Raw genomic sequence first — 18489 nt, forward strand, 5'->3', positions numbered from 1 at the left:
GCCTATTGAGGATCCCTCTGCCGCCGCCCGGCTTCCTCGAATGCCTCGACGTCCGACCGGCGATAGAGCACCCGGCCGCAGATTTTGAGCCAGTCAGGCCCCCTGCCCTGCGCACGCCAGCGTTCCAGCGTGCGGCGGCTGACGCGCCACCGAAACGCGAGATCGTGTTGCGTGAGGTGCGATGGTATTTGTCCGGTCATTACCCCACTCCTTCTTCGTCCAGGCGTGCCCGGTAGATCGCAAAGAGCGGTGTGCCCTCCTCAGTCGGTTCGACGTAGTGCACCTGGTAGTCGTCACGGCGGTCAATGACGAAGGGCAGATCCCAGAGCCGGTATAGCCCCGGGATCCGCTGATACGCCTGATTCTCTGTTTCCATGTGAAGTGTCCTTGCTTGAGTCTTTGAGGTGAAAAGCCACTCCGGAGGCCCGAATGGGACAGTCATCAGGAAAGTTTTCCGTCGAGGGCGTGCAACTTCGCCAAGGCGCGCTGGTACCGCTTGCGGGCCGCGTCGTGACTCATCCCCAGGGCCTGCGCCGCTTCCTTCTGGGTAAACCCCATCAGCACCACGGCCACGACGAGGCCGGCATCCTCGCCGATCAGCGGCTTCAATCGTTGCAGGGCGCGATCCGGAGAAGTACTCGCCGGCGCCTCCGCCGCGGTGATACTCTCGTCGAGGAATGCTTCCTGCCGTGCCCAGTCCCGTTTGAGGGCCCGGAGAATGTCGCGGCGCACGTTCATCAGCAATGATGCGGCCAGGCGATCCACGCGCGTGAGATCGACGCGGGCAATTGCCGCCGCCATGCGCGCCGAAAGCTCCGCGCAGAGGATGTCGGGATGCTGTCTGTAGTACCGAGACAAACGCCCGTGCAGGGCATCGAGCCCGGGCCAAAGCGCCAGCAGCACAAGGACTTGCGCCGTGTCTGCGAAAGCCGCCTGTGATTGCGCCGCCGTCACCAGCGCCCGCAATGTCTTGTTCTTCGCGTTCGGATCGTTATCCCGTGCATGTTGATGATCCAGCAACGCCGGCACGTCCGGAAAACCTTCCAGATCGGGATGGTTGGTCTGCATGTCGCGGAAGTGTTTTGTGGTCGCCAGCCGCTCCGCACGGCGGAGAAGCTGCGCGTGAAGCGCGTGCCAAGAGGCTCGCATGAGACGCCTGCCTTTCGGCCGGGCGTCGGGCGCCTCATCGTGGCCAGGTCAGGGCGTCGCGCGCCTCTCGAGTTGGAAAAAGAAATGCGGGCGACCGTCAGGCCGCCCGTTTAGAGATCAGGTTTCGTTCAGGGTGCCGCAGCTCCGGCAGACCGCCGATGCCGGACGCGAGATGCGGTAGCGATGTCCGCGTGCGAACTGCACCAGGATCGCCGCCCCGTGCCGGCGGCCGAGCAGCTTGCCGCAGCAGGTGCAGCGCCAATCACTGGCGTGGTTTATTGCGCCGGACCGAGAATTCTTTTGGTCATGGAAGGTCGTGAATGTCGGCATTTGCCTGCACCTTTCAGAAGTTGACGGTGCCTGGCAAAAAACTCGACATTCTTCGAAGAAAATAGCCCAAGCTATCGCAAGGGATGGTTTGGGCTATTTCTTTATCTAACGCCCTTCATGGTGCTGCGGCCTATACGCGCAAAAGTTTCGCCATGCTCATGGATCAAGCTGTTGAGCATCTGAGGGGTGCTTTGACCCTTCGAGATGCCAGTGACAAATTCGCTGCGACGCTGGATCCAATTCCGTACGGTTTGTCCGGACACGTCATATAACTTGGCAACACTAGATTTGGGTCTGCCGTCTTCGATCTCACCGCGCGCAGCGGCTTCGATGTATAGAAGCGCATAGCCTATGGCCCGTCTTTCCATCCGCCAATACGGTCTGCCTTTTCCGGCAACTGCAACATCTTTGATGAAGTCAGGAATGTTTCCATGTCTCAAATCGTCGGCCATTTTGGCAAGCCTGCTTAGAACAGCCATCGGCATTGGATCGAGACGGTCGCCTTCATGTGCATTGTCACGCTGGTACGTCCAGAGGATCGCATTAGCGATGCACCACCACTCGCGAACGGCTTGAGATTTGACGGAGGTTTTCTCCGCATTCGATCGATCAAGCTCACGGCAAAACTTGAACTGTTGCTTCTCCAGGTCCAGCAGCAGCGCATAATCGTCTTTGGAAATCTTACTGTCGGGATCGGGAGGCTCGAAACCTTCAAAATCCTGGAATGGAGTGTTCGCGCTTGCCGACTTGTTCACGATTTCCTCCCGTACATCACTCAGATCTTCGGCACATTGATTGACCGCGATGAAAAATGCAAAATCCGGCCTCCCTCAAAGGCAATGTCCCATTTTCGTCTCTGGTTTGGCTTTTGGAGGACATGAAACAGAAGAAACTCCGGCCCACCCGAACGCCCAACCCGCTTAATCCATCGCACATGACGCCCCTCGAACGTCGCGCGGCGCTCTGCAAGATCCTGGCGCTCGGCCTGGTCCGCCTGCATCAGCGCCAGTCAAGCGAAGTATCTGCACGGGCGGGAGAAAGTTCGCTTCACTCTCCGCCCGACCGGAGCGGTCATGCAACCACCGAAACCGGAGGACATGCATGACAAAGCAAGACCCGATTCCCGCGCGCCTGGCTGCGCTGAAGACCGCCACGACGCCGGAGCTGAAGGCGCACTGGCGCGACCTTTTCGACAGCGAGCCTCCACCCTTCAATCGCCGCCACCTCGAAAGCAGGCTGGCCTATCGCATCCAGGAACTGACCTACGGCGGGCTGAAGCCGGAGACCATCCGCCGACTGGAACGGCTGGGCGAAGAGCTCGATGGTGGCGATCGCAAGAAGAGCCGACGCCGTGCCGATCACGGCATGCCCATCGCCGGCACGCGCCTCATCCGGGAATGGCAGGGCGTCGAACATGTGGTGACTGTCACCAGCGACGGCTTCGAGTGGCAAGGCCGACCCTACAAATCGTTGTCTGCCATAGCTCGGGCCATCACCGGCACGCGCTGGAACGGCTGGGTGTTTTTCGGTCTCAAGAGCCGGAGAAAATCGTGAGAAACGTCAGACTACCTTGGGTTAACCAAACCTCCCTGCTTTGCAGGACCTTTAAGCCAATTCTTGAAGCCACCGAGAGCATCTCCCTTTCTACTCTTTCGTGGAAATCTCCGGGCAATTTCATCGTGATCAGAAATTCGCTGGGCCTTGGTTCTCTTGCGGCGTTTCAATTTCATCACGGAGCACCTTTCCTATGAATATGAGTAAACATGGTGATGAAGCTATCTTTCGCAAGCTGCGTTGCGCGATCTACACCCGCAAGTCCTCCGAGGAAGGGCTCGAGCAGGAGTTCAATTCGCTCCACGCTCAGCGGGAGGCCTGCGAGGCCTATATCGCCAGCCAGAGGTCGGAGGGCTGGGTTCTTGTTCGCGATCAGTATGATGATGGCGGCATATCCGGCGGCACGCTCGACCGCCCTGCCCTTCAGCGTCTCACGGAAGACATCGAAGACGGGCTGGTCAACGTGGTCGTTGTCTACAAGATCGACCGTCTCAGCCGGTCACTCGCCGACTTCGCAAAGCTGGTCGAGGTGTTCGACCGGAACGGCGTGACCTTCGTGTCGGTAACGCAGTCGTTCAACACGACCACGTCCATGGGCCGGCTGACGCTGAACATCCTGCTATCCTTCGCCCAGTTCGAACGCGAGGTCACTGCCGAGCGCATTCGCGACAAGATCGCGGCATCTCGGCGCAAGGGCATGTGGATGGGCGGCGTGCCGCCTTTAGGATACCGGGTCGAGAACCGGAAGTTGCTGATCGATGAAGCGAAGGCCGAACACGTCCGTTGGATCTTCGCTCGTTTTCTTGAAATCGGCTCGGGAACAGAACTGGCGCGCGAAGTCGATCAACGCGGCATCCGTACTCCGCGCGGCAACCGGATCGACAAGAAGTACCTGTACCGGATGCTGAACAACCGCGCCTATATCGGCGAAGCGGTCCACAAGGGCGAGAGCTACCCCGGCGAGCACGACGCCATCATCGCCCGCGAGACATGGGACCGCGTTCACGCCATCCTGCAGGAAAGCCCGCGCAAGCGAGCCGCCCGCACCCGCGCCGAGACGCCCGCACTGCTGAAGGCGCTTCTGTTCGGCCCCGACGGCGCGGCCTTCTCGCCGACGCACACCCGCAAGGGCGACAAGCTCTACCGCTACTATGTCAGCCAGACGGTGCTGAAGCATGGCGCAGGGTCGTGCCCGGTGGGACGTGTCTCCGCCGCCGAGATCGAGGCCGCAGTCGTCGATCAGTTGCGCACCGTTTTCCGCCAGCCTGAGGTCGTGGCGGGAACGTGGAAGGCGGCACGCGGCCACGCTGACGACATCACCGAGGCCAACGCCCGCGCAGCACTCCAGCAGCTCGATCCGCTCTGGGAGGAGCTCTTCCCCGCAGAGCAGGCGCGCATTGTGGCGCTGCTGGTCGAGCGAGTTGACATCGGCACGGACGGGCTCAAAGTCCGCCTGCGCATCGACGGCCTCAGCGGCCTAGCGCGCGAGATGCAGGCCGGTGGCATGGAGGCGGCAGCATGACCCGCGGGGCTCCGATCCCCGAGACGGTGACGCTCCACGTGCCGTTCCGCGTTGTGAAGCGCGGGGGGCGAAAGGAGATGCAGATGCCGGATGGTGCCATGCAACCGCGCCGGACAGACAGCACACTCTTAAAGGCGCTAGCGCGCGCATTCCGGTGGAAGCGGATGCTGGAGTCGGGAGAGTACGCAACCATCGGCGATTTGGCCCAGAGCGAAGGGATCGCACACTCCTACACGACCCGCGTGCTGCGGCTCACATTGCTTGCGCCCGACATCCTCGAGACGATCCTGGAAGGGAAGCAGGGTCCGAAGGTAACTCTAGCACGGGTGTTGGAGCAGTTTCCATCGGAGTGGAGTGCACAGGAGAGTCAGTTCTGCTGACAACACTCTTACGGACATTAAAACTCAGTGCAGCGAATGACCGCTCCGAGCCCAAAATGACAAATACTGCGGGTCACCCGAAGGGCGGCGAAGCGCATGAAGCGGACTTTGCAAAGTCTCACTATCTGCCCTTTCTTGCCATTGAACTGGCCAGCAAGATTCGGCGCTGCGGCTCGGGCAACGATGCTTCAGTTTGATCCATTGTCTTCGGCTGGGTTGATTATCTCTCGGAACAGATTTTGCCACTCCCCATCCTCCTTTTTATCTATTGCTTGATCGATGGTGGTTTTGTCGGTTGAGAGCACTTGAACAAGTATGTGTCCTTCGTGTTCCTGGGCATGGCTTCGCAGCCGTTCCAGCATCTCCCTTTGCTCGCTTTTTCCATACGATAGCTTACAAAGTGTTCCGTATTGTTCTTTCGTCATTCGTACGACAGACGGCAATGCGCTTTGAGGGGGGCCGGAAGGCTTCATCTCCACTGTAATGGAATTTGAATCGAGATCGTAGTAGCCGTCTTGGTCGGCCGGGAACACTGTTTGAACTTTTGCCACCATGTTCATTTTGTAATGCACGTATGTTTCTGGTGTTCCCATGACGACTTGTTCTTTGAATAGCTCTTTTGGGAACTGCATGATCAGTGCCTTCCACAAGATGCGCCCCAAGACATCGACCACATGGTCCTCTGAATCGGGCAAGGCGTCTTCGATTTCTTCGAGCGTTGAACCGTGCATCAAGCTATTTCGCGTCTTGTCGAGGAGCTCGAAAGTTCCAGCATCGCTGTCGGGCGCAGCTTCCTGAACCAACGCTCTGATTGCCTGTTTTGCATATGGCCGATGCATCGGATGCTTTTCACACTTCTCGCAATACAGCGGTTCCCGACAGTGCGGGCATTGGTCGTGCACTTTCTCTGTCGGCTTGTTGAACTCTGCCACGATCTCAAGCGCGAACCAGAAGTAGGTGAATTGGTCGTCAGGCGAAGCTGCGTCAACGCCGATCCTGTACCAGCGAAGTGCCCGCTTAACTGCGGGCGATACATCGTGCTTCAGCAAGCGCTCTATGGAAGCCGCATTTTCATCTCTGAGAAATGGTTGTGGATCATCATATTCAACTTTCTCACTCCACATCAGAGCGTCCCTCATCCTCATTTCTGAGGGATTGCTTCCGTCAATGATCTTTCGAATCCGATGCTTTCGAAATCCAGCACCTGTCGTGAACGCAAGCATGTTCAGGCAATGTGCCATAACTTCATCGACGCTCTCTTTTGCAGCCTCTAAGTCTGGCGCTTCAAAGTAGATTTGTAACGATAGCAGAAATGGAGTAGTGAACTCTGTCCGTGGGATGTTTTTTACCCTGGCTTTGAAAGCTCCTGCTGGATCGGTGATCGTCAGTACGTGATCATCGGAGATGATAGAAACGTCCGACATGATTTCATAGTGAGCAACACATTCCATAAGCAAGCCCTATTGCATTAAGTTCTTTTGCTCAGTGAGCAATTCAAGGCATTGATACTAGCCTCGCACCTCAAACCCAACCTTGGTCCAATCAAGAAGGCTAGGAATGCTGCATATGGTGCTTTCATTGAACCCGGTCTGCTTTGAAATCTCGATTAGCCACTTTCGCCTTGACTTGTCGGCTTTTTGCGCAAGCGGCGAATGGCCAAATTCCGCCCGACCTATAGAGTTCCGGTGTCCCCTTTGGTCGCTTGCACCATTTTGAATAAATTGAACGTTCGACCGCTTCGTCCCGCATTCGCGACCTTGATGCACTTTGCGGAGAAGGTCTAGTTTGAGCCCTTCTCAGACCTTGGCGTCAGGCGCAGCATTCGTCGCGATGGGTGAGAAGCGGAAGTTTGTTGCAGGTGCGAGAAATTCTTTGCGTGACGAGCAAGTGGTCATTCCATCGAAACCACAGCACGCCATTGTATTGCCTTTACCGGCTTGAACGTGACTTGGCCAATGTGCAAGCTCATCTGACAGCACCAACGGGAAAACCGTAATGAGACTGAGCAGAATGACTTTCAGCGGCTACCGTCGTTTTCTTCACAAGAACACCCTCAAAACCGGCAGCAAATTGACCGTGCTGGTAGGCCCAAATGAAGCAGGCAAGAGTTCAATTTTGGCGCTCCTGTCAAAGATGAAGGAAGGCGAAGACTGGGCAATTCATGATCGACACAAGTACCCAGAAGACGCCAAAATATCAGCCGAGTTAGTTTACGACCTTTCTAGCGAAGATCATGAGGAAATTGGGAGCGATACTCCAAAACAATATGTTGTGCGCAAGAATGACGAAGGAGAACTTAGTCACGAACTAATACCAAAGGTTGCAAGGAGTAAGTCTCATCGCGCTGGCTTCATGACTAAACTGAGTAGAGCTGCCAAGAACTCTTTTCTGGTGAAGGTGATGGACGATGAGGAGTTGGATCACAATGCGTTAGTTCGCCTTAGTATGAAATTGGATGTAGATCAGGAAACTATCTCACAGAACGATCTCGCGCTATTAGAAGAAGTTTCGTCCGCCCTAAGTAATAATAACACAGATAGCGCGCCTAAATACGTTCGCGACTTTGCCGCTGAAATCCAAAGATTCCTACTTGTGGAGCGTGCTCCTCACCCAAACGACACAGCACTAAAAATTGCTGACAGCAAAGAGCCTGCGTTCGTCGAGTTTTCACAAGACGATCGTGAAATTCAGCCTACTTACAACTTGTCACATTTTGAGCACGAGAACCCAAAATCAAGCGTTGAACCAAGCAAAGCCCTTCGGAACTTATGCGAAGTTTCAGGCCTTGATTTGCGAGCGTTAAAGGCGAGCTTCACCGCGAACAGAACCGATAGAGTTCAGTCGATGATTGATAGTGCCAATGTTCGACTTAGGGACATTTTCGCAGAAACGTGGTCACAATCAGATGTCGCCCTGCAGTTCTCTTGGCAGCGACCAAATCTTGAAATCATGGTTCTGACCGAGGAAGACCAGTCAAGACAGTTCAGTCCGCTGGCTGACCGTAGCGATGGCTTTAAGCAATATGCCGCCTTAGTTGCGTTCATCATACGGCAGAACGCTCGCACACCCATCTTGCTCATCGATGAAGCCGAACAGCACTTACACTATGACGCTCAAGCAGACCTTATTCAAACTTTGACTGAGCGAAATCTGGCGTCCCAAGTCATATACACAACGCATTCGGCTGGTTGCCTTCCCGAAGACTTGGGAGTCGGCGTTCGCTTAGTAAAGCCCGAAAGCACCGAGAAAGGATTCTCCGTTAGTCGGGTTGAAAACAATTTTTGGTCAAACGACGCACTCGGATTCTCGCCTTTGCTCTATGGTATGGGTGCGCAAACTTTGGCTTTCTTCCCAATTCGTAGAGCCCTTGTTTGTGAGGGGCCCACTGAGATGATCTTGGTTCCGACCATATTGCGCCAAGTGAACAACACCGAGCACAATGGCTTCCAAGTTGTTCCCGGCCTTGCCACACACTCGAAAACTGAAATTCGCCGTTTCGCAACTCAGGGCGAAAACGTGGCGTATCTTCTCGACCGAGATGGCGCAGGGCGCACCTATCAGAAAGAACTGATTGGAGCCGGTGTATGTAAGAAGCGAGTGTTCTTCGTCGCCGATAAAGACAACAGCGCAGTGACAGTAGAAGACTGGATTGAGGACGCTGTTTTTACCTCTGCTGTAAGAACTTACTTGGAGCGCTACTACCCACAACCAACTAAAGTGGCTGATGATCTCTTTTTTGGAGATGGAAAAGCAGCAAAGCTTAGGACACTGGAGTCCAGTGAGTTTAAGTTTTCGAAGCCAGCCCTTGCCTATATTATTCTGGAGCAAGCCGAGACAGCATCGGGTCTCCAGATTTTCAACCCGAGGCACAAGAAGTATGTCTCAAAACTTGCTAAGTTGATTATTCAAAGCTTCGAGCCAGGCTAACTTTGGCCGATAGTGCGCAAACGCTTGGGCGCGACCTAATGGGATCAACTGCCTTCCCGCCAAACCGCAGCTATTCTTGCGGTATCCGACTTCATATAAAATTCTACAATCAGCACCCCGGCTCACTCGTAAAATAAACCCACGAAACCCTAAGTCAGACGTCCGCTCTTTGAAATCTGCATTGCAGCACCGATGAGATCGGCCAATGTCTGGTTTGGGCCGGAAGCGTCGATTACCCGTTTACGTCTCAGGGGCTGGATTGTCCGCAGTGGCGACCTTCGTACACCTTGCAGAGAAAGTCTGGTTCGAGCCCAGAGTAACGAATGCTGCGGCCTGCGAGAAGGTCTGCTTAGCGGAGCAAGGCTACTTCGTTTCCAGTCGGAACTTCAGGAACCTCTCCCCGTCGTAATCGACATCCCCAACCTGCACCGCGCCCAATCTTTCGAGCGCTCCAAGATTCTTCCTGGAGGGTGGCAGCAGAAACGTCACAAATGGGATGCGGTCGTCAGCGATGGCGAAGTCTATGGCCTTTCTTGAAATGCGCCTGCCAAGGCCAAACGCATCCGGCCGCAAGACGAGCCCGAAATCCCACTCGTCACCTTCTTTCTGAAAACCGCCCCACCCAACGTATTCGCCGTCGACCAGAAATGCCCAATGCCCGAGTCCATCCCGGGCCCAGTACGCCTCTTTCATTTTGACGAATTTGAGTGCCATCTCCGTGTCCCACGCACCCGTCAAAAGCGGCATGTGTTCAGCAACCCTAGCGTTGGACATGTGCTCGGAAATTTCGGAAGTTGGCACATCAATCAGCCGGGAAAATGTAATCTCATGTGTCAACGTGTCGTCCCCTATGTCCTTCAGCTGCCGTATCCCGGCAGCGCGGTGGCAGCAACCTCCCAACCCGACATTGGAGTCAGCTCTGCGGACGGCAGCAAAGTCCCGCACAGCTGATGCTCACCTTATGCCTGGCACGAGTCCGCTGCCGGCCCAATGCGGACATACAAGTAGTTCACTGATGCCGCACTGCAGCTTCACCAGAGCAAACCTTGCGTCCCCTGAGCCATAAGAGGGCTTGTTGTCTGCTGTGCGCCGCTACTCGCAGATTAATGTGCGAATATTTCCTGTTGCAGTTCATGATCGCTGGGAAGCCTGCTAGGTGTAGGCGGCTCCAAACTTACAAACGCGACTCGACCAGATGTTAACCGCATTAATAGAGGGTATTCGAAGCAGACCGATCCCTGGCGCAGTTGGGCATTGCCCGTTTTGCAACTCTGAAATGATCCCGCGATGCGGCGAGATTAGGGTCCACCATTGGGCGCACAAAAGCAAAGTGGACTGCGATCCTTGGTGGGAGCCAGAAACAGATTGGCATCGGAACTGGAAAAACGAGTTTCCATTAGGTTGGCAAGAAAGGGTATTTGAGGATCATGACACCGGTGAGAGACATATAGCTGACGTATACACGCTGGCCGGCCTTACTCTGGAGGTTCAACATTCTCATCTCGATCCCAAAGAACGTCGAGCCCGGGAAGCCTTCTATAAAAATATGCTTTGGGTGGTTGATGGTTCTAGATTGAAGGGTAACCGTAGCAAGATCTTGGGGTGGCGTGGAGCGCTTACCGAGATTTTTCACGGTGGCCAGCGGACAAACCTGTTTTTGACAAGTGAGGCCAACGAGCTTTTTCCCAGCGATTGGTTGGAAAGCAGCGTTCCAATCTGTTTTGACTACATGGGCCCAAATGCTGAAACTTCGTCAGCACCCACTCGACTATTCCTGTTGTATCCTGGCTCGGTGCGAGGTCGCCGCTTGGTGGAACCTCTGACGCGGGATGAACTGTTGAGGGCTATCTATTCGGAACGTGTACATATTTCCGCAGTTCGCAGCGTCCTCAAAAACGTTTTACGACTGAGGTTTTCTAATAGGCGGTGCTGAAGACTTCATACAGAACCGGACTGCTTCGCAGATACGGCCCATTCCCGACGTTCGTTGCGGTTTTCGACGCTGCATTGCAGCTTGCCTTTACCTGACACTCGTGAATCTAGCTTAGTTTCGAAAGGCACCAGCATGGAAAAGCGTCTAGTACAAAGCCTGATCATTCAAAATGATCTTGAAGAGGCCAAATCTGAGATAAACCGCAAGGGCCTCATCCTTTCGATTGCTCACATCAAGACGGCCTTCTTGGCCTTCCACAATCTTTGCGAATTCGAGAAGTCCATACGATCCATGTATGCTGACCATCGGGAACTAAGCAGGTTATTCGACGACTGTCGCGCCAACGCAGAGTTCTTTTCATATCTGCGAAACAAGTTCACCGGCCATATCACCGACGACCTAATCGAGAAGACCTTAGAGTGGAAACCCGAACTTCCTCTGACTTTGGATCGGGATCATGATGCAGGCATCATCCTGATGTACAACTACTGGCTGCTCGAGACAGCTATCAACACCTATGTGGACTCAGAAGGTAACCACAAGATTTTCGACTCTGAAACCGACCTCATGTACCCGCCGGATTTCAAGCGTTTCGAAAGCACACTGACCACGACCATTGATCAAGCGACCAAATTCCTTTCTGCCGTTGAGGCCATTTTCAAACCGACCGTTTCATCGCCAGCTTCAGAAGAAGAGAAAATAGAGCTGTTTGTGAAGGCAGGCCTTACCGACTTTACCTTTCTAACGAAAAAAGGTCGTTGAAAGCGATCTAGGTGCAGATTGTTCGGGTGCGAGGCTCAATCCTCTCAGGCACATTGTATGCCTGCACGGTTATCGAGATTTCTCGATTGGCGTCGTCCTTGTGTCCGAACAGATATGTCCAACTGCCTTCGTTTCGTTTCTTAACCAACTTTTTGCAGTTGGGGTGCTTGTGCGTGCTTTCCTCGATCTTTTCGAGCACACCGGTGAAATCCTTGTTTCGGCTGAAAATCAAAACAGCCGCTTTGGTGTCACGCCAGCTAAGGTACGAAAGCACCTGATCGAGCGTCTCGAGATAGCCCTTTTCGCCCGTCCAAAACTTGCACTCTCCGATGAAAATGTTTCGCCCATCTACTTTGATGAGAATGTCGGTCTTGCCTTCGTAGTTGAAGGTTTCTCCTGTCGCATCGCCAGAAAAGTGTCCGTTCAATTGCATCAGGAAGTGCGTCCGCAGGCTTTCCTCATCGATCTCGCGAAACGCTCCGGGACTCTGCTCCATGACACTGACCATATTTGCCAAGACGGACAATATATGCTCGTAGTCATCGTCTGTAAGGATTGGTTCTGGGTTGTATGCAACTTTGGATGCGGTTGGCTTTGGTGTCTGTGGTCGTATGTTTCTTCGGACCTTTGGTGCTGCAAACGTTTCCTTAGCACCTGGGCGTTCTTTCATTCTGAAACCAAGCCCAGCAACTAGCGACTTGTCTTTCAGTAGTTTTTCCTTGCGCCGCTCGATTGTTCTTGTGGCAAGGTTTTCCAATCCGGCGTTGTAGCCATTGGCATCGTTGGCAAGCCAACCGAGATGCGTATTGATTGAGTTGAGTACTCGTTCAATTTCTTGTTTCACTCGTTCAGCTGACAGATCGGTCCCAGTAACCGAGAACTCGACGACCCCGTCGCGGACCCTAGCCATCGGATTATTGAAGTTTCGAGTGGAGGGCTGAATGTCAAAACCAACCTTGTTGCCAGTGAACGGCACTTCGACATCTATCGTTGTTCCGGTGATGAGGACCGGCCGCGAACGATCATGAATAATGCGGTCACGGTCTTGGCTCACGTCAATTTTGGTTTCTCTTTGATCCACAACCAATTCATCGTCGTGGATGACTGGCACCTCGAATGTGTACTCGTCGACATAGTAACGCGCCAAATCCGTTGTCGAAATATTCAGAAGCTCGTCGCCATTCATCGCGCCAATCTTGGCAACGAGTTCGTTCCTCCAACCTTCTTGGGTGGCGTGCCAGTCGCCTTTGTGGAATAGGTAGTCCTCTGGCGTGGAACGATAGCCGCGCATACTCATCTCTTAAGTGGTTAGTGACTGTATGTGCACTATATATAGTGGAGCGCTGAAAACCAATGAAGGTCGGAGTTTGAAACCACAAGCGCCATGAGTTTTTTTTGTGCCCGATCACGCACCGACCTGCTTGCTGCTCACGCCAACGCCGCGTTTCATCTTCCGTTGGGCGTCTATTTTGCTCGAAGCATCGACATTGAACGGCCGCTCTTCAACCGAAGCTGCGACCACTTCGCGCGTGCAGCGAACGACCGCTTCTCTAATTGGGTTTCTGGGTCAAGCTCCATTTTCCTTCTTATGAACGATTGAGGATCGCTGATCCGGATCACGCTTCTCTTCGCAGTCTCGTCTGGCGTTCGAAGGGCGCCGCTGCATGCATGTGTCGGATTGGCAATGGAGAGCCCCGCTGTCCGGCGCGCTTCAAGTTGCGCAGCAGACATTTTCGGCTTCATCCATAGACCTCGTCCGGATAGGACGATCCCGTCAGGGTTGGTGGTTGGCTACTGGGTCATGCCTTGCCTCCCACGTTTTCCTGACGGAATTCCGTACCATCGATCCACATCTTATGCAGAAGGACGGCGAGTTTTCGGGCGACGGCTACGACGGCACGACGGCGGCCTTTGGTGCGCATTAAGCGCATCCCCCAGGACTTGATCTGTGACCCCGCCATCGTGCGCATGAGCAGTGCGTTTGCAGCGGCATACTAGGTAGCCCAGACATCTCGATCACCAGCCTTCGAGATGCGTCCTGGATTATCATGTTCGCCGGATTGGTAGCGTCTGGGCGTAAGGCCATAGTGCGCAGCGACTGTACGTGAACGTTTGAAACGACCTGGATCATCGACGGCGGCTTTGAACGTGAGTGCGGCGATGGGGCCCACCCCGGGCACTGTAATCATTCGCATGCACACTTCGTCTTGCGAAGCTGCCCGTTTAACGCGCCGGTCCAGCTCGAGATAGCGTTGGAAGAGCACCGCACGCGCGTCGAGCAAAGGTATGATCGCATGCGCGAGCACTTCATCCATCAGGATCATCGGTCGAACCACCCCGTCAAAGCTGCCGTACTTGACTGTTCTTGGCAGGCGAACTCCGAAGATCTTCAAAAGGCCGCGTACCTCGTTGGCCAAATCCATCGTCTTTTTGAGCAAAGCCTTTCGGGTGCTCAGGAGCTCCCGCAGGCCATGCGCCTGTCGGCTCTTCATGTGAACCGGGCTGAACCAACCTGTTTTCAGGATCTGAGCTATGCCTTTGGCATCGGTCTTGTCGGTTTTGTTCCGCATGGCCGACAGCGCGGCGCTTACCTGCCGCGCCTCCATGCAAACGATGTCAAAAGCTTCGGCCTGCAAGCCGATGTACAGGTGCTGGCTCAAAGCACCAGCTTCGAAGCCAACACACTTGATGGCGTGCGGGAAAGCCATAAGACAAGCGGCCATGTCCTCAACTTCACAAGGCACTTCCCGCTCTAATTGAACCTTCCCTTTGCCATCGACAATGCAGAGCGCACACGAGCGCAGCGATACGTCTAATCCAACGAAGTATTCCATAGTCTGTCTCCCTTGTTCACAGCGATGCCGTGATCATATCGGGAGCTCGACCTCAGAGGAGGGTCAGCCCAATTACGCATGCTCTCCGCCCAATCTGCCAGGAAACACACCAAGTTCCGACTTGAACCCGCAGCCAATAAGGTTTGACGCTAGTCGCTTTTGGGCAACCGCCACCGAAATCGAAGGCAACAGGTGGCGTTCTTGGAATCGCCAGTATTATCAGTGCCTTGGAAGGCTATTCACCAAATCGGCACAGTCATGAGGTCCGGAGAATACCAGCCCTGAGAGACCGCTTCCGTGCTTCTTAGCCCAAGCGTCGGTGCTCGGCCCACCCTGCATAACTCTCAAATATAACGGGAAAATCCGGCCGCAGCCGGATCGGGAGAACGCTTTCGCGGGGGCAAGTGGCGGAGAGACAGGGATTCGAACCCTGGAGACGGTTTCCCGCCTACACGCGTTCCAGGCGTGCGCCTTCGACCACTCGGCCACCTCTCCGGTCTGGCCTCTTTATCGCTAGCGATCATGCCAGTTCAAGAGCTTTCTTGCGCACGGCTCAGCGGCCATCGCCGGCCCCCCCGCCATCACCTCCGTCGGCGTCGCCGTCCATGTCCGGCGGTTCATCAAGCTGGCGCGGCTTAGTTTCGGGAACAGACATGGAGACGGGCGCCGTGGCGGCCTTGGCCCCGGTTTCGGTGCCGCCACCTCCCAGCACCTCGGCGTTGCGAATCCAGATATCGCGCTGCGCGAAAGGTATTTCGATCCCGGCCGCGGCAAATCGAGCGGCGATCTCGTGGTTCATTTCCGAATGCACCGACAGAACGTAGTTCACGTCTCGCAGTATCGCCCGGATCTCGAAATCCAGCGCATCCGCCCCGAAACCGCGGAACACCACCGCCGGTGGCGGATTCAGCAGGACGAGCGGATGTGCCTCGGCAACCTCTTGCAGGATTCCCTCGACCATTTTCGTATCCGTACCGTAAGCCACACCTACCGGAACGATAAGGCGGCCCACGGTATTGCCGCGGGTATAGTTCGTGACCCGTCCCGAAACGAGATCGGCATTGGGCACAATCACGTCGGAGCGGTCGAAGGTCTGGATGATGGTCGAACGCACCGAGATGTCCTTGACGTTGCCGTGCACGCCGCCCACCTCGATCCAGTCGCCTTCGGAGATGGGCCGTTCGACCAGAAGGATGATGCCGCTGACGAAGTTCGACACCACGTTTTGAAGGCCGAAACCGATACCGACCGAAAGCGCGCCCGCAACATAGCCCAACGCCGTGAGATCGATGCCCGCGCTGGTGATGGCAATGACCGCGGCCAGAAATATCCCGATATATCCGACACCCGACAGGATCGCGTTGCGACCTCCCGGATCGATCTTGGTCTTCGGCAGGATCGTGTTCTTGAGAGCACCCTGAAGAAGCCGTGTCGCGGTGTATCCCAGGACGAATACAAAGGCGAGCGTGAGGAAAATCATGGGCGAGATGCGCGTCTCGCCGATCATGAAACCTTCCGCCGCGCGGGCGTAAAGCTCGGTCAAATCCGCGACGCGCGCCCCCCAGATCAGGGCGAAGACCGGTAAGGAAAGAAGGACGAGAACCACTCCGATCAGGATAGGGATCAGGGATTCGGCCGCGCCCGCGCGGTTGCGCGTGACAAGCACGTAGACTTCGACCACCACCCTTTGCAGCACCAACAGCATCGCCAGCAGCTCGATCGAGCCCAGCGAGGGATAGAGCAGCGCCTGCGCAAGCCTGAAGTATCCGACCGCGCCCAATACCGGCACCACAATGGCCAGCGCAGCCATCAGAAAGGCCAGTATTCCGGTCATGCGAGAGCGATAGGTTTCCTCGCCATCGTCCTCCACGTCGGTACGTACATGTTCCCGCAAAAGCCTCGAGATACGCAACAGCAGAAGGCTGCAAAGCACCATCAGGGGAAACAGGATGACAACAGACGCGGATTGGCTCCACTGCGAGATGTCGCCGACCTGCTGCAGAAAGAAGCTGCCCGATGCCACTGCGCCCAGAAGCATGCCATAGACCCGTCCCTTGCGGCGACTCTCGGGCGACAGGTTCAGTGGCAGCGTGCGGGCCTCTTTTCCGGGGAACACGCGCGTGGCCAGCCAGCGTGCCAGCAGAAAGGTAAAGACCAGCGGGCCGAGAACGTCCAGTATCTGACTGCCGCGCAAACCGATCAAGCCGGTGCTCGAAACCGCCTCGATGAGGAAATAAACACCAAAAAGCGGTAGGAACAGGCTGCCCATCGACACGATGAAGCCTATGATCCATCGCGCCGCGCCCGGGTTTTCGTCCAGTATCCTGCGGTTCAGCTTGTGGGTCCACTTGCGCCCTCGCGCCAGCAGCACCAGTCCGATCACAGACATCACCAGCAAGGCGGGAATATCTTGCATGGTCTCTTCGCGCTGGACAGGGTTGGCCCAAGCGGTCATCACCTCCGAGCGCAGAGTCGAAGCGGTCCGGGCGAGCGCGGCGAAACCTTCGGGCCAGTGAACCGGATTAAGCGGTGACGCGCCAAACTCCAGGATTTCCCGGGTCTGTCGCTCGCGGATGATGGTGTCGATCCCCTGGATCAGCCCGTCGGCCCGGGTGAAGGACAGTTCAGCTTGGCGTACCGGCTCTCGCAGACGTGCAATCCGGTCTTCCAGAAGGGAGCGCTCCGCCGCGATCGCGGCGGGCTCGGTCTCGCCCTCTTCCGGCGCCGGACCAATCGCTTCCAGTTGGCGCTGTGCCGTCTCAATCGCGTTTCGATTGATGTCCTGGGCCTCGAGGAACCGTTGCCGCCAGTCGGCCAGTTCGTGGCGCAACGCTTCCAGTGCGTTGGTCGAGGCGCGGCCGGTTTCAATGGCTTCATCGGCCCTTGTCGCCACGCGCGTCCAGGTTTCGTAATCCGGCAAGTTGTCGGAAGCCCGCGATTGTGCTGTTGCAGGCGAAGCGGTCGATACGAGTGCCGTCGTCAGCCCTGCCCCGTAGCCGGCCATCAAAAGAACCAGTACGGCCAGGCAGCGCAGCACTCTGGTCATTCGACAAACACCCCGGGTATGCTGCGCGGCGCCTCTGACAGCCAATCGGGCGTCGGAAGGTTCTTCTCGCGCAGGAACTCTGGATTGAACAGTTTCGACTGGTATCGCGTGCCATAGTCGCAAAGTACCGTCACGATGGTATGCCCCGGCCCCATGTCGCGCGCCATTCGGATTGCACCAGCGATATTCACGCCGGTGGATGCGCCCATGCAGAGGCCCTCGTGCGCCAGAAGGTCGAACACGATCGGGAGCGCTTCCTCATCGGGAATCTGGTAGGCGAAATCGGGCGTGAAGCCTTCCAGGTTGGCGGTGATCCGAGCCTGGCCGATTCCTTCGGCGATGGAACTGCCCTCGGCCTCGAGCTCACCTGTCGTGTAATATGAATAGAGCTTTGCGCCCATCGGGTCGGCAATGCCCATCTTCACGCCCTTGGGTTGCAACGCCATCGCCACGCCGGCCAGAGTGCCGCCCGAGCCGCAGGCGCAGATAAATCCGTCCACCTTGCCGCCTGTTTGTTCCCATATCTCGGGGCCGGTTGTCTCGACATGGGCCTGGCGGTTGGCGGTGTTGTCGAACTGGTTGGCCCAGATCACGCCTCTCTCCGAGGTCTCGGCAAGCTTCTTGGCCAGGCGTTCGGAGTACCGCACAAAATTATTGGGATTGCTGTAAGGGGCAGCCGGAACCTGAACCAACTCGGCGCCCGCAAGCGTCAGCATGTCCTTCTTTTCCTGGCTTTGCGTTTCCGGGATCACGATCACCGTCTTGAAACCCATCGAGGCTCCCACCAACGCGAGGCCGATGCCAGTGTTCCCGGCCGTTCCCTCGACAATCGTACCGCCCGGCTTCAGATCGCCACGCGCCACTGCATCTGTGATGATCGCCAACGCGGCACGGTCCTTGACCGATTGGCCAGGATTAAGGAACTCGGCCTTACCATAGATATCACAGCCAGTCTCTTCGCTGGCTTTACGCAGTTTGATGAGGGGGGTGTTTCCGACCGCGTCGGCCAGATCCTTGGCGATCCGCATCGCTGAGGCTCCTTAAATCAGCAT

Annotated in this window: 18 protein-coding genes and 1 tRNA gene; 7 read left to right on the forward strand and 12 right to left on the reverse strand. The window is 55.9% G+C overall.

Annotated features, from left to right (window positions below; translation table 11 throughout):
• Nucleotides 1-2: 2 nt before the first annotated feature.
• The 5 genes from C2I35_RS02090 to C2I35_RS02110 all read right to left on the reverse strand — a co-directional run bounded on the left by C2I35_RS02090 (nucleotide 3) and on the right by C2I35_RS02110 (nucleotide 2234).
• A complete protein-coding gene (locus C2I35_RS02090) occupies nucleotides 3-200 on the reverse strand; it encodes a helix-turn-helix transcriptional regulator (RefSeq protein WP_103761360.1) in 198 nt (65 codons plus the stop codon).
• On the reverse strand, nucleotides 200-376 hold the full coding sequence (locus C2I35_RS22050) for a hypothetical protein (protein WP_170067094.1): 177 nt from the start codon (nucleotides 374-376) through the stop codon (nucleotides 200-202). Before C2I35_RS22050 ends, C2I35_RS02090 begins: the two co-directional genes overlap by 1 nt.
• Nucleotides 377-441: 65 nt before the next feature.
• Nucleotides 442-1068, reverse strand: coding sequence for an ECF-type sigma factor (locus C2I35_RS02100; RefSeq protein ID WP_103761362.1), 627 nt, complete (start codon nucleotides 1066-1068; stop codon nucleotides 442-444).
• A gap of 198 nt (nucleotides 1069-1266) precedes the next feature.
• On the reverse strand, nucleotides 1267-1479 hold the full coding sequence (locus C2I35_RS02105; RefSeq protein WP_103761363.1) for a hypothetical protein: 213 nt from the start codon (nucleotides 1477-1479) through the stop codon (nucleotides 1267-1269).
• Nucleotides 1480-1580: 101 nt separating this feature from the next.
• Nucleotides 1581-2234 (reverse strand): hypothetical protein, encoded by a 654-nt coding sequence (locus tag C2I35_RS02110; RefSeq protein WP_103761364.1) that lies wholly within the window; start codon nucleotides 2232-2234, stop codon nucleotides 1581-1583.
• Nucleotides 2235-2580: 346 nt separating this feature from the next.
• On the opposite strand from C2I35_RS02110, the gene C2I35_RS02120 reads away from it, so the two are divergent.
• The 4 genes from C2I35_RS02120 to C2I35_RS22055 all read left to right on the forward strand — a co-directional run bounded on the left by C2I35_RS02120 (nucleotide 2581) and on the right by C2I35_RS22055 (nucleotide 5132).
• Nucleotides 2581-3033, forward strand: a complete 453-nt coding sequence (locus tag C2I35_RS02120) for a DUF2924 domain-containing protein (protein ID WP_103761365.1) — start codon at nucleotides 2581-2583, stop codon at nucleotides 3031-3033.
• A 199-nt stretch (nucleotides 3034-3232) separates the two neighbouring features.
• A complete protein-coding gene (locus C2I35_RS02125; RefSeq protein WP_103761864.1) occupies nucleotides 3233-4555 on the forward strand; it encodes a recombinase family protein in 1323 nt (440 codons plus the stop codon).
• Complete coding sequence (locus tag C2I35_RS02130; RefSeq protein WP_103761366.1) at nucleotides 4552-4935, forward strand: hypothetical protein; 384 nt, start codon at nucleotides 4552-4554, stop codon at nucleotides 4933-4935. The genes C2I35_RS02125 and C2I35_RS02130 overlap by 4 nt, the downstream gene beginning before the upstream one ends.
• A 56-nt stretch (nucleotides 4936-4991) precedes the next feature.
• Complete coding sequence (locus tag C2I35_RS22055; protein ID WP_170067095.1) at nucleotides 4992-5132, forward strand: hypothetical protein; 141 nt, start codon at nucleotides 4992-4994, stop codon at nucleotides 5130-5132.
• Here C2I35_RS22055 and mauJ read toward each other — a convergent pair.
• Nucleotides 5124-6386, reverse strand: coding sequence for a methylamine utilization protein MauJ (mauJ, locus tag C2I35_RS02135; protein ID WP_146049950.1), 1263 nt, complete (start codon nucleotides 6384-6386; stop codon nucleotides 5124-5126). The genes C2I35_RS22055 and mauJ overlap by 9 nt on opposite strands.
• A 544-nt stretch (nucleotides 6387-6930) precedes the next feature.
• Between mauJ and C2I35_RS02140 the strand changes: the two genes are divergently transcribed.
• Nucleotides 6931-8862 (forward strand): AAA family ATPase, encoded by a 1932-nt coding sequence (locus tag C2I35_RS02140; RefSeq protein WP_103761368.1) that lies wholly within the window; start codon nucleotides 6931-6933, stop codon nucleotides 8860-8862.
• Nucleotides 8863-9225: 363 nt separating this feature from the next.
• On the opposite strand, the gene C2I35_RS02145 is transcribed toward C2I35_RS02140, so the two are convergent.
• Nucleotides 9226-9636, reverse strand: coding sequence for a GNAT family protein (locus C2I35_RS02145; protein ID WP_103761865.1), 411 nt, complete (start codon nucleotides 9634-9636; stop codon nucleotides 9226-9228).
• A 421-nt stretch (nucleotides 9637-10057) separates the two neighbouring features.
• Here C2I35_RS02145 and C2I35_RS22715 point away from each other — a divergent pair, with 421 nt between their 5' ends.
• Together C2I35_RS22715 and C2I35_RS02155 are read left to right on the forward strand one after the other, a co-directional pair.
• Entirely contained in the window at nucleotides 10058-10795 is a 738-nt protein-coding gene (locus tag C2I35_RS22715) for a competence protein CoiA (protein ID WP_146049951.1), read from the forward strand.
• Nucleotides 10796-10927: 132 nt separating this feature from the next.
• The gene (locus C2I35_RS02155; protein ID WP_103761370.1) at nucleotides 10928-11557 is read left to right on the forward strand and encodes a hypothetical protein; all 630 of its coding nucleotides are present in this window, start codon (nucleotides 10928-10930) and stop codon (nucleotides 11555-11557) included.
• A 7-nt stretch (nucleotides 11558-11564) separates the two neighbouring features.
• Here C2I35_RS02155 and C2I35_RS02160 read toward each other — a convergent pair whose 3' ends face one another.
• The 5 genes from C2I35_RS02160 to C2I35_RS02180 form a co-directional block, all read right to left on the reverse strand.
• Nucleotides 11565-12848 (reverse strand): hypothetical protein, encoded by a 1284-nt coding sequence (locus C2I35_RS02160; RefSeq protein WP_211286098.1) that lies wholly within the window; start codon nucleotides 12846-12848, stop codon nucleotides 11565-11567.
• Nucleotides 12849-13551: 703 nt separating this feature from the next.
• Nucleotides 13552-14391 carry an IS110 family RNA-guided transposase gene (locus C2I35_RS02165; RefSeq protein WP_245890367.1) on the reverse strand — a complete coding sequence of 280 codons (840 nt, stop codon included), beginning with the start codon at nucleotides 14389-14391 and terminating at the stop codon, nucleotides 13552-13554.
• Nucleotides 14392-14796: 405 nt separating this feature from the next.
• Nucleotides 14797-14886 (reverse strand) — tRNA-Ser (locus C2I35_RS02170).
• 58 nt (nucleotides 14887-14944) lie between these two features.
• A complete protein-coding gene (locus tag C2I35_RS02175; RefSeq protein ID WP_103761371.1) occupies nucleotides 14945-17437 on the reverse strand; it encodes a DUF3772 domain-containing protein in 2493 nt (830 codons plus the stop codon).
• A complete protein-coding gene (locus C2I35_RS02180; protein ID WP_103761372.1) occupies nucleotides 17434-18465 on the reverse strand; it encodes a cysteine synthase A in 1032 nt (343 codons plus the stop codon). The genes C2I35_RS02175 and C2I35_RS02180 overlap by 4 nt, the downstream gene beginning before the upstream one ends.
• Nucleotides 18466-18489: the final 24 nt, after the last annotated feature.

The sequence above is a fragment of the Roseovarius confluentis genome (assembly GCF_002917925.1).
Lineage (GTDB): Bacteria > Pseudomonadota > Alphaproteobacteria > Rhodobacterales > Rhodobacteraceae > Roseovarius > Roseovarius confluentis.

What these genes read in the sequence shown, in the direction of transcription:
- C2I35_RS02100 (WP_103761362.1), bottom strand. Translation starts at nt 1,068, where the DNA reads ATGCAGACCAACCATCCCGATCTGGAAGGTTTTCCGGACGTGCCGGCG.
- C2I35_RS02160 (WP_211286098.1), bottom strand. Translation starts at nt 12,848, where the DNA reads ATGCGCGGCTATCGTTCCACGCCAGAGGACTACCTATTCCACAAAGGC.
- C2I35_RS22715 (WP_146049951.1), top strand. Translation starts at nt 10,058, where the DNA reads ATGTTAACCGCATTAATAGAGGGTATTCGAAGCAGACCGATCCCTGGC.
- C2I35_RS22055 (WP_170067095.1), top strand. Translation starts at nt 4,992, where the DNA reads ATGACAAATACTGCGGGTCACCCGAAGGGCGGCGAAGCGCATGAAGCG.
- C2I35_RS02125 (WP_103761864.1), top strand. Translation starts at nt 3,233, where the DNA reads ATGAGTAAACATGGTGATGAAGCTATCTTTCGCAAGCTGCGTTGCGCG.
- C2I35_RS02165 (WP_245890367.1), bottom strand. Translation starts at nt 14,391, where the DNA reads ATGGAATACTTCGTTGGATTAGACGTATCGCTGCGCTCGTGTGCGCTC.
- C2I35_RS02130 (WP_103761366.1), top strand. Translation starts at nt 4,552, where the DNA reads ATGACCCGCGGGGCTCCGATCCCCGAGACGGTGACGCTCCACGTGCCG.
- C2I35_RS02180 (WP_103761372.1), bottom strand. Translation starts at nt 18,465, where the DNA reads ATGCGGATCGCCAAGGATCTGGCCGACGCGGTCGGAAACACCCCCCTC.
- C2I35_RS02140 (WP_103761368.1), top strand. Translation starts at nt 6,931, where the DNA reads ATGAGACTGAGCAGAATGACTTTCAGCGGCTACCGTCGTTTTCTTCAC.
- C2I35_RS02145 (WP_103761865.1), bottom strand. Translation starts at nt 9,636, where the DNA reads ATGTCCAACGCTAGGGTTGCTGAACACATGCCGCTTTTGACGGGTGCG.
- C2I35_RS02105 (WP_103761363.1), bottom strand. Translation starts at nt 1,479, where the DNA reads ATGCCGACATTCACGACCTTCCATGACCAAAAGAATTCTCGGTCCGGC.
- mauJ (WP_146049950.1), bottom strand. Translation starts at nt 6,386, where the DNA reads ATGGAATGTGTTGCTCACTATGAAATCATGTCGGACGTTTCTATCATC.
- C2I35_RS02120 (WP_103761365.1), top strand. Translation starts at nt 2,581, where the DNA reads ATGACAAAGCAAGACCCGATTCCCGCGCGCCTGGCTGCGCTGAAGACC.
- C2I35_RS22050 (WP_170067094.1), bottom strand. Translation starts at nt 376, where the DNA reads ATGGAAACAGAGAATCAGGCGTATCAGCGGATCCCGGGGCTATACCGG.
- C2I35_RS02175 (WP_103761371.1), bottom strand. Translation starts at nt 17,437, where the DNA reads ATGACCAGAGTGCTGCGCTGCCTGGCCGTACTGGTTCTTTTGATGGCC.
- C2I35_RS02155 (WP_103761370.1), top strand. Translation starts at nt 10,928, where the DNA reads ATGGAAAAGCGTCTAGTACAAAGCCTGATCATTCAAAATGATCTTGAA.
- C2I35_RS02090 (WP_103761360.1), bottom strand. Translation starts at nt 200, where the DNA reads ATGACCGGACAAATACCATCGCACCTCACGCAACACGATCTCGCGTTT.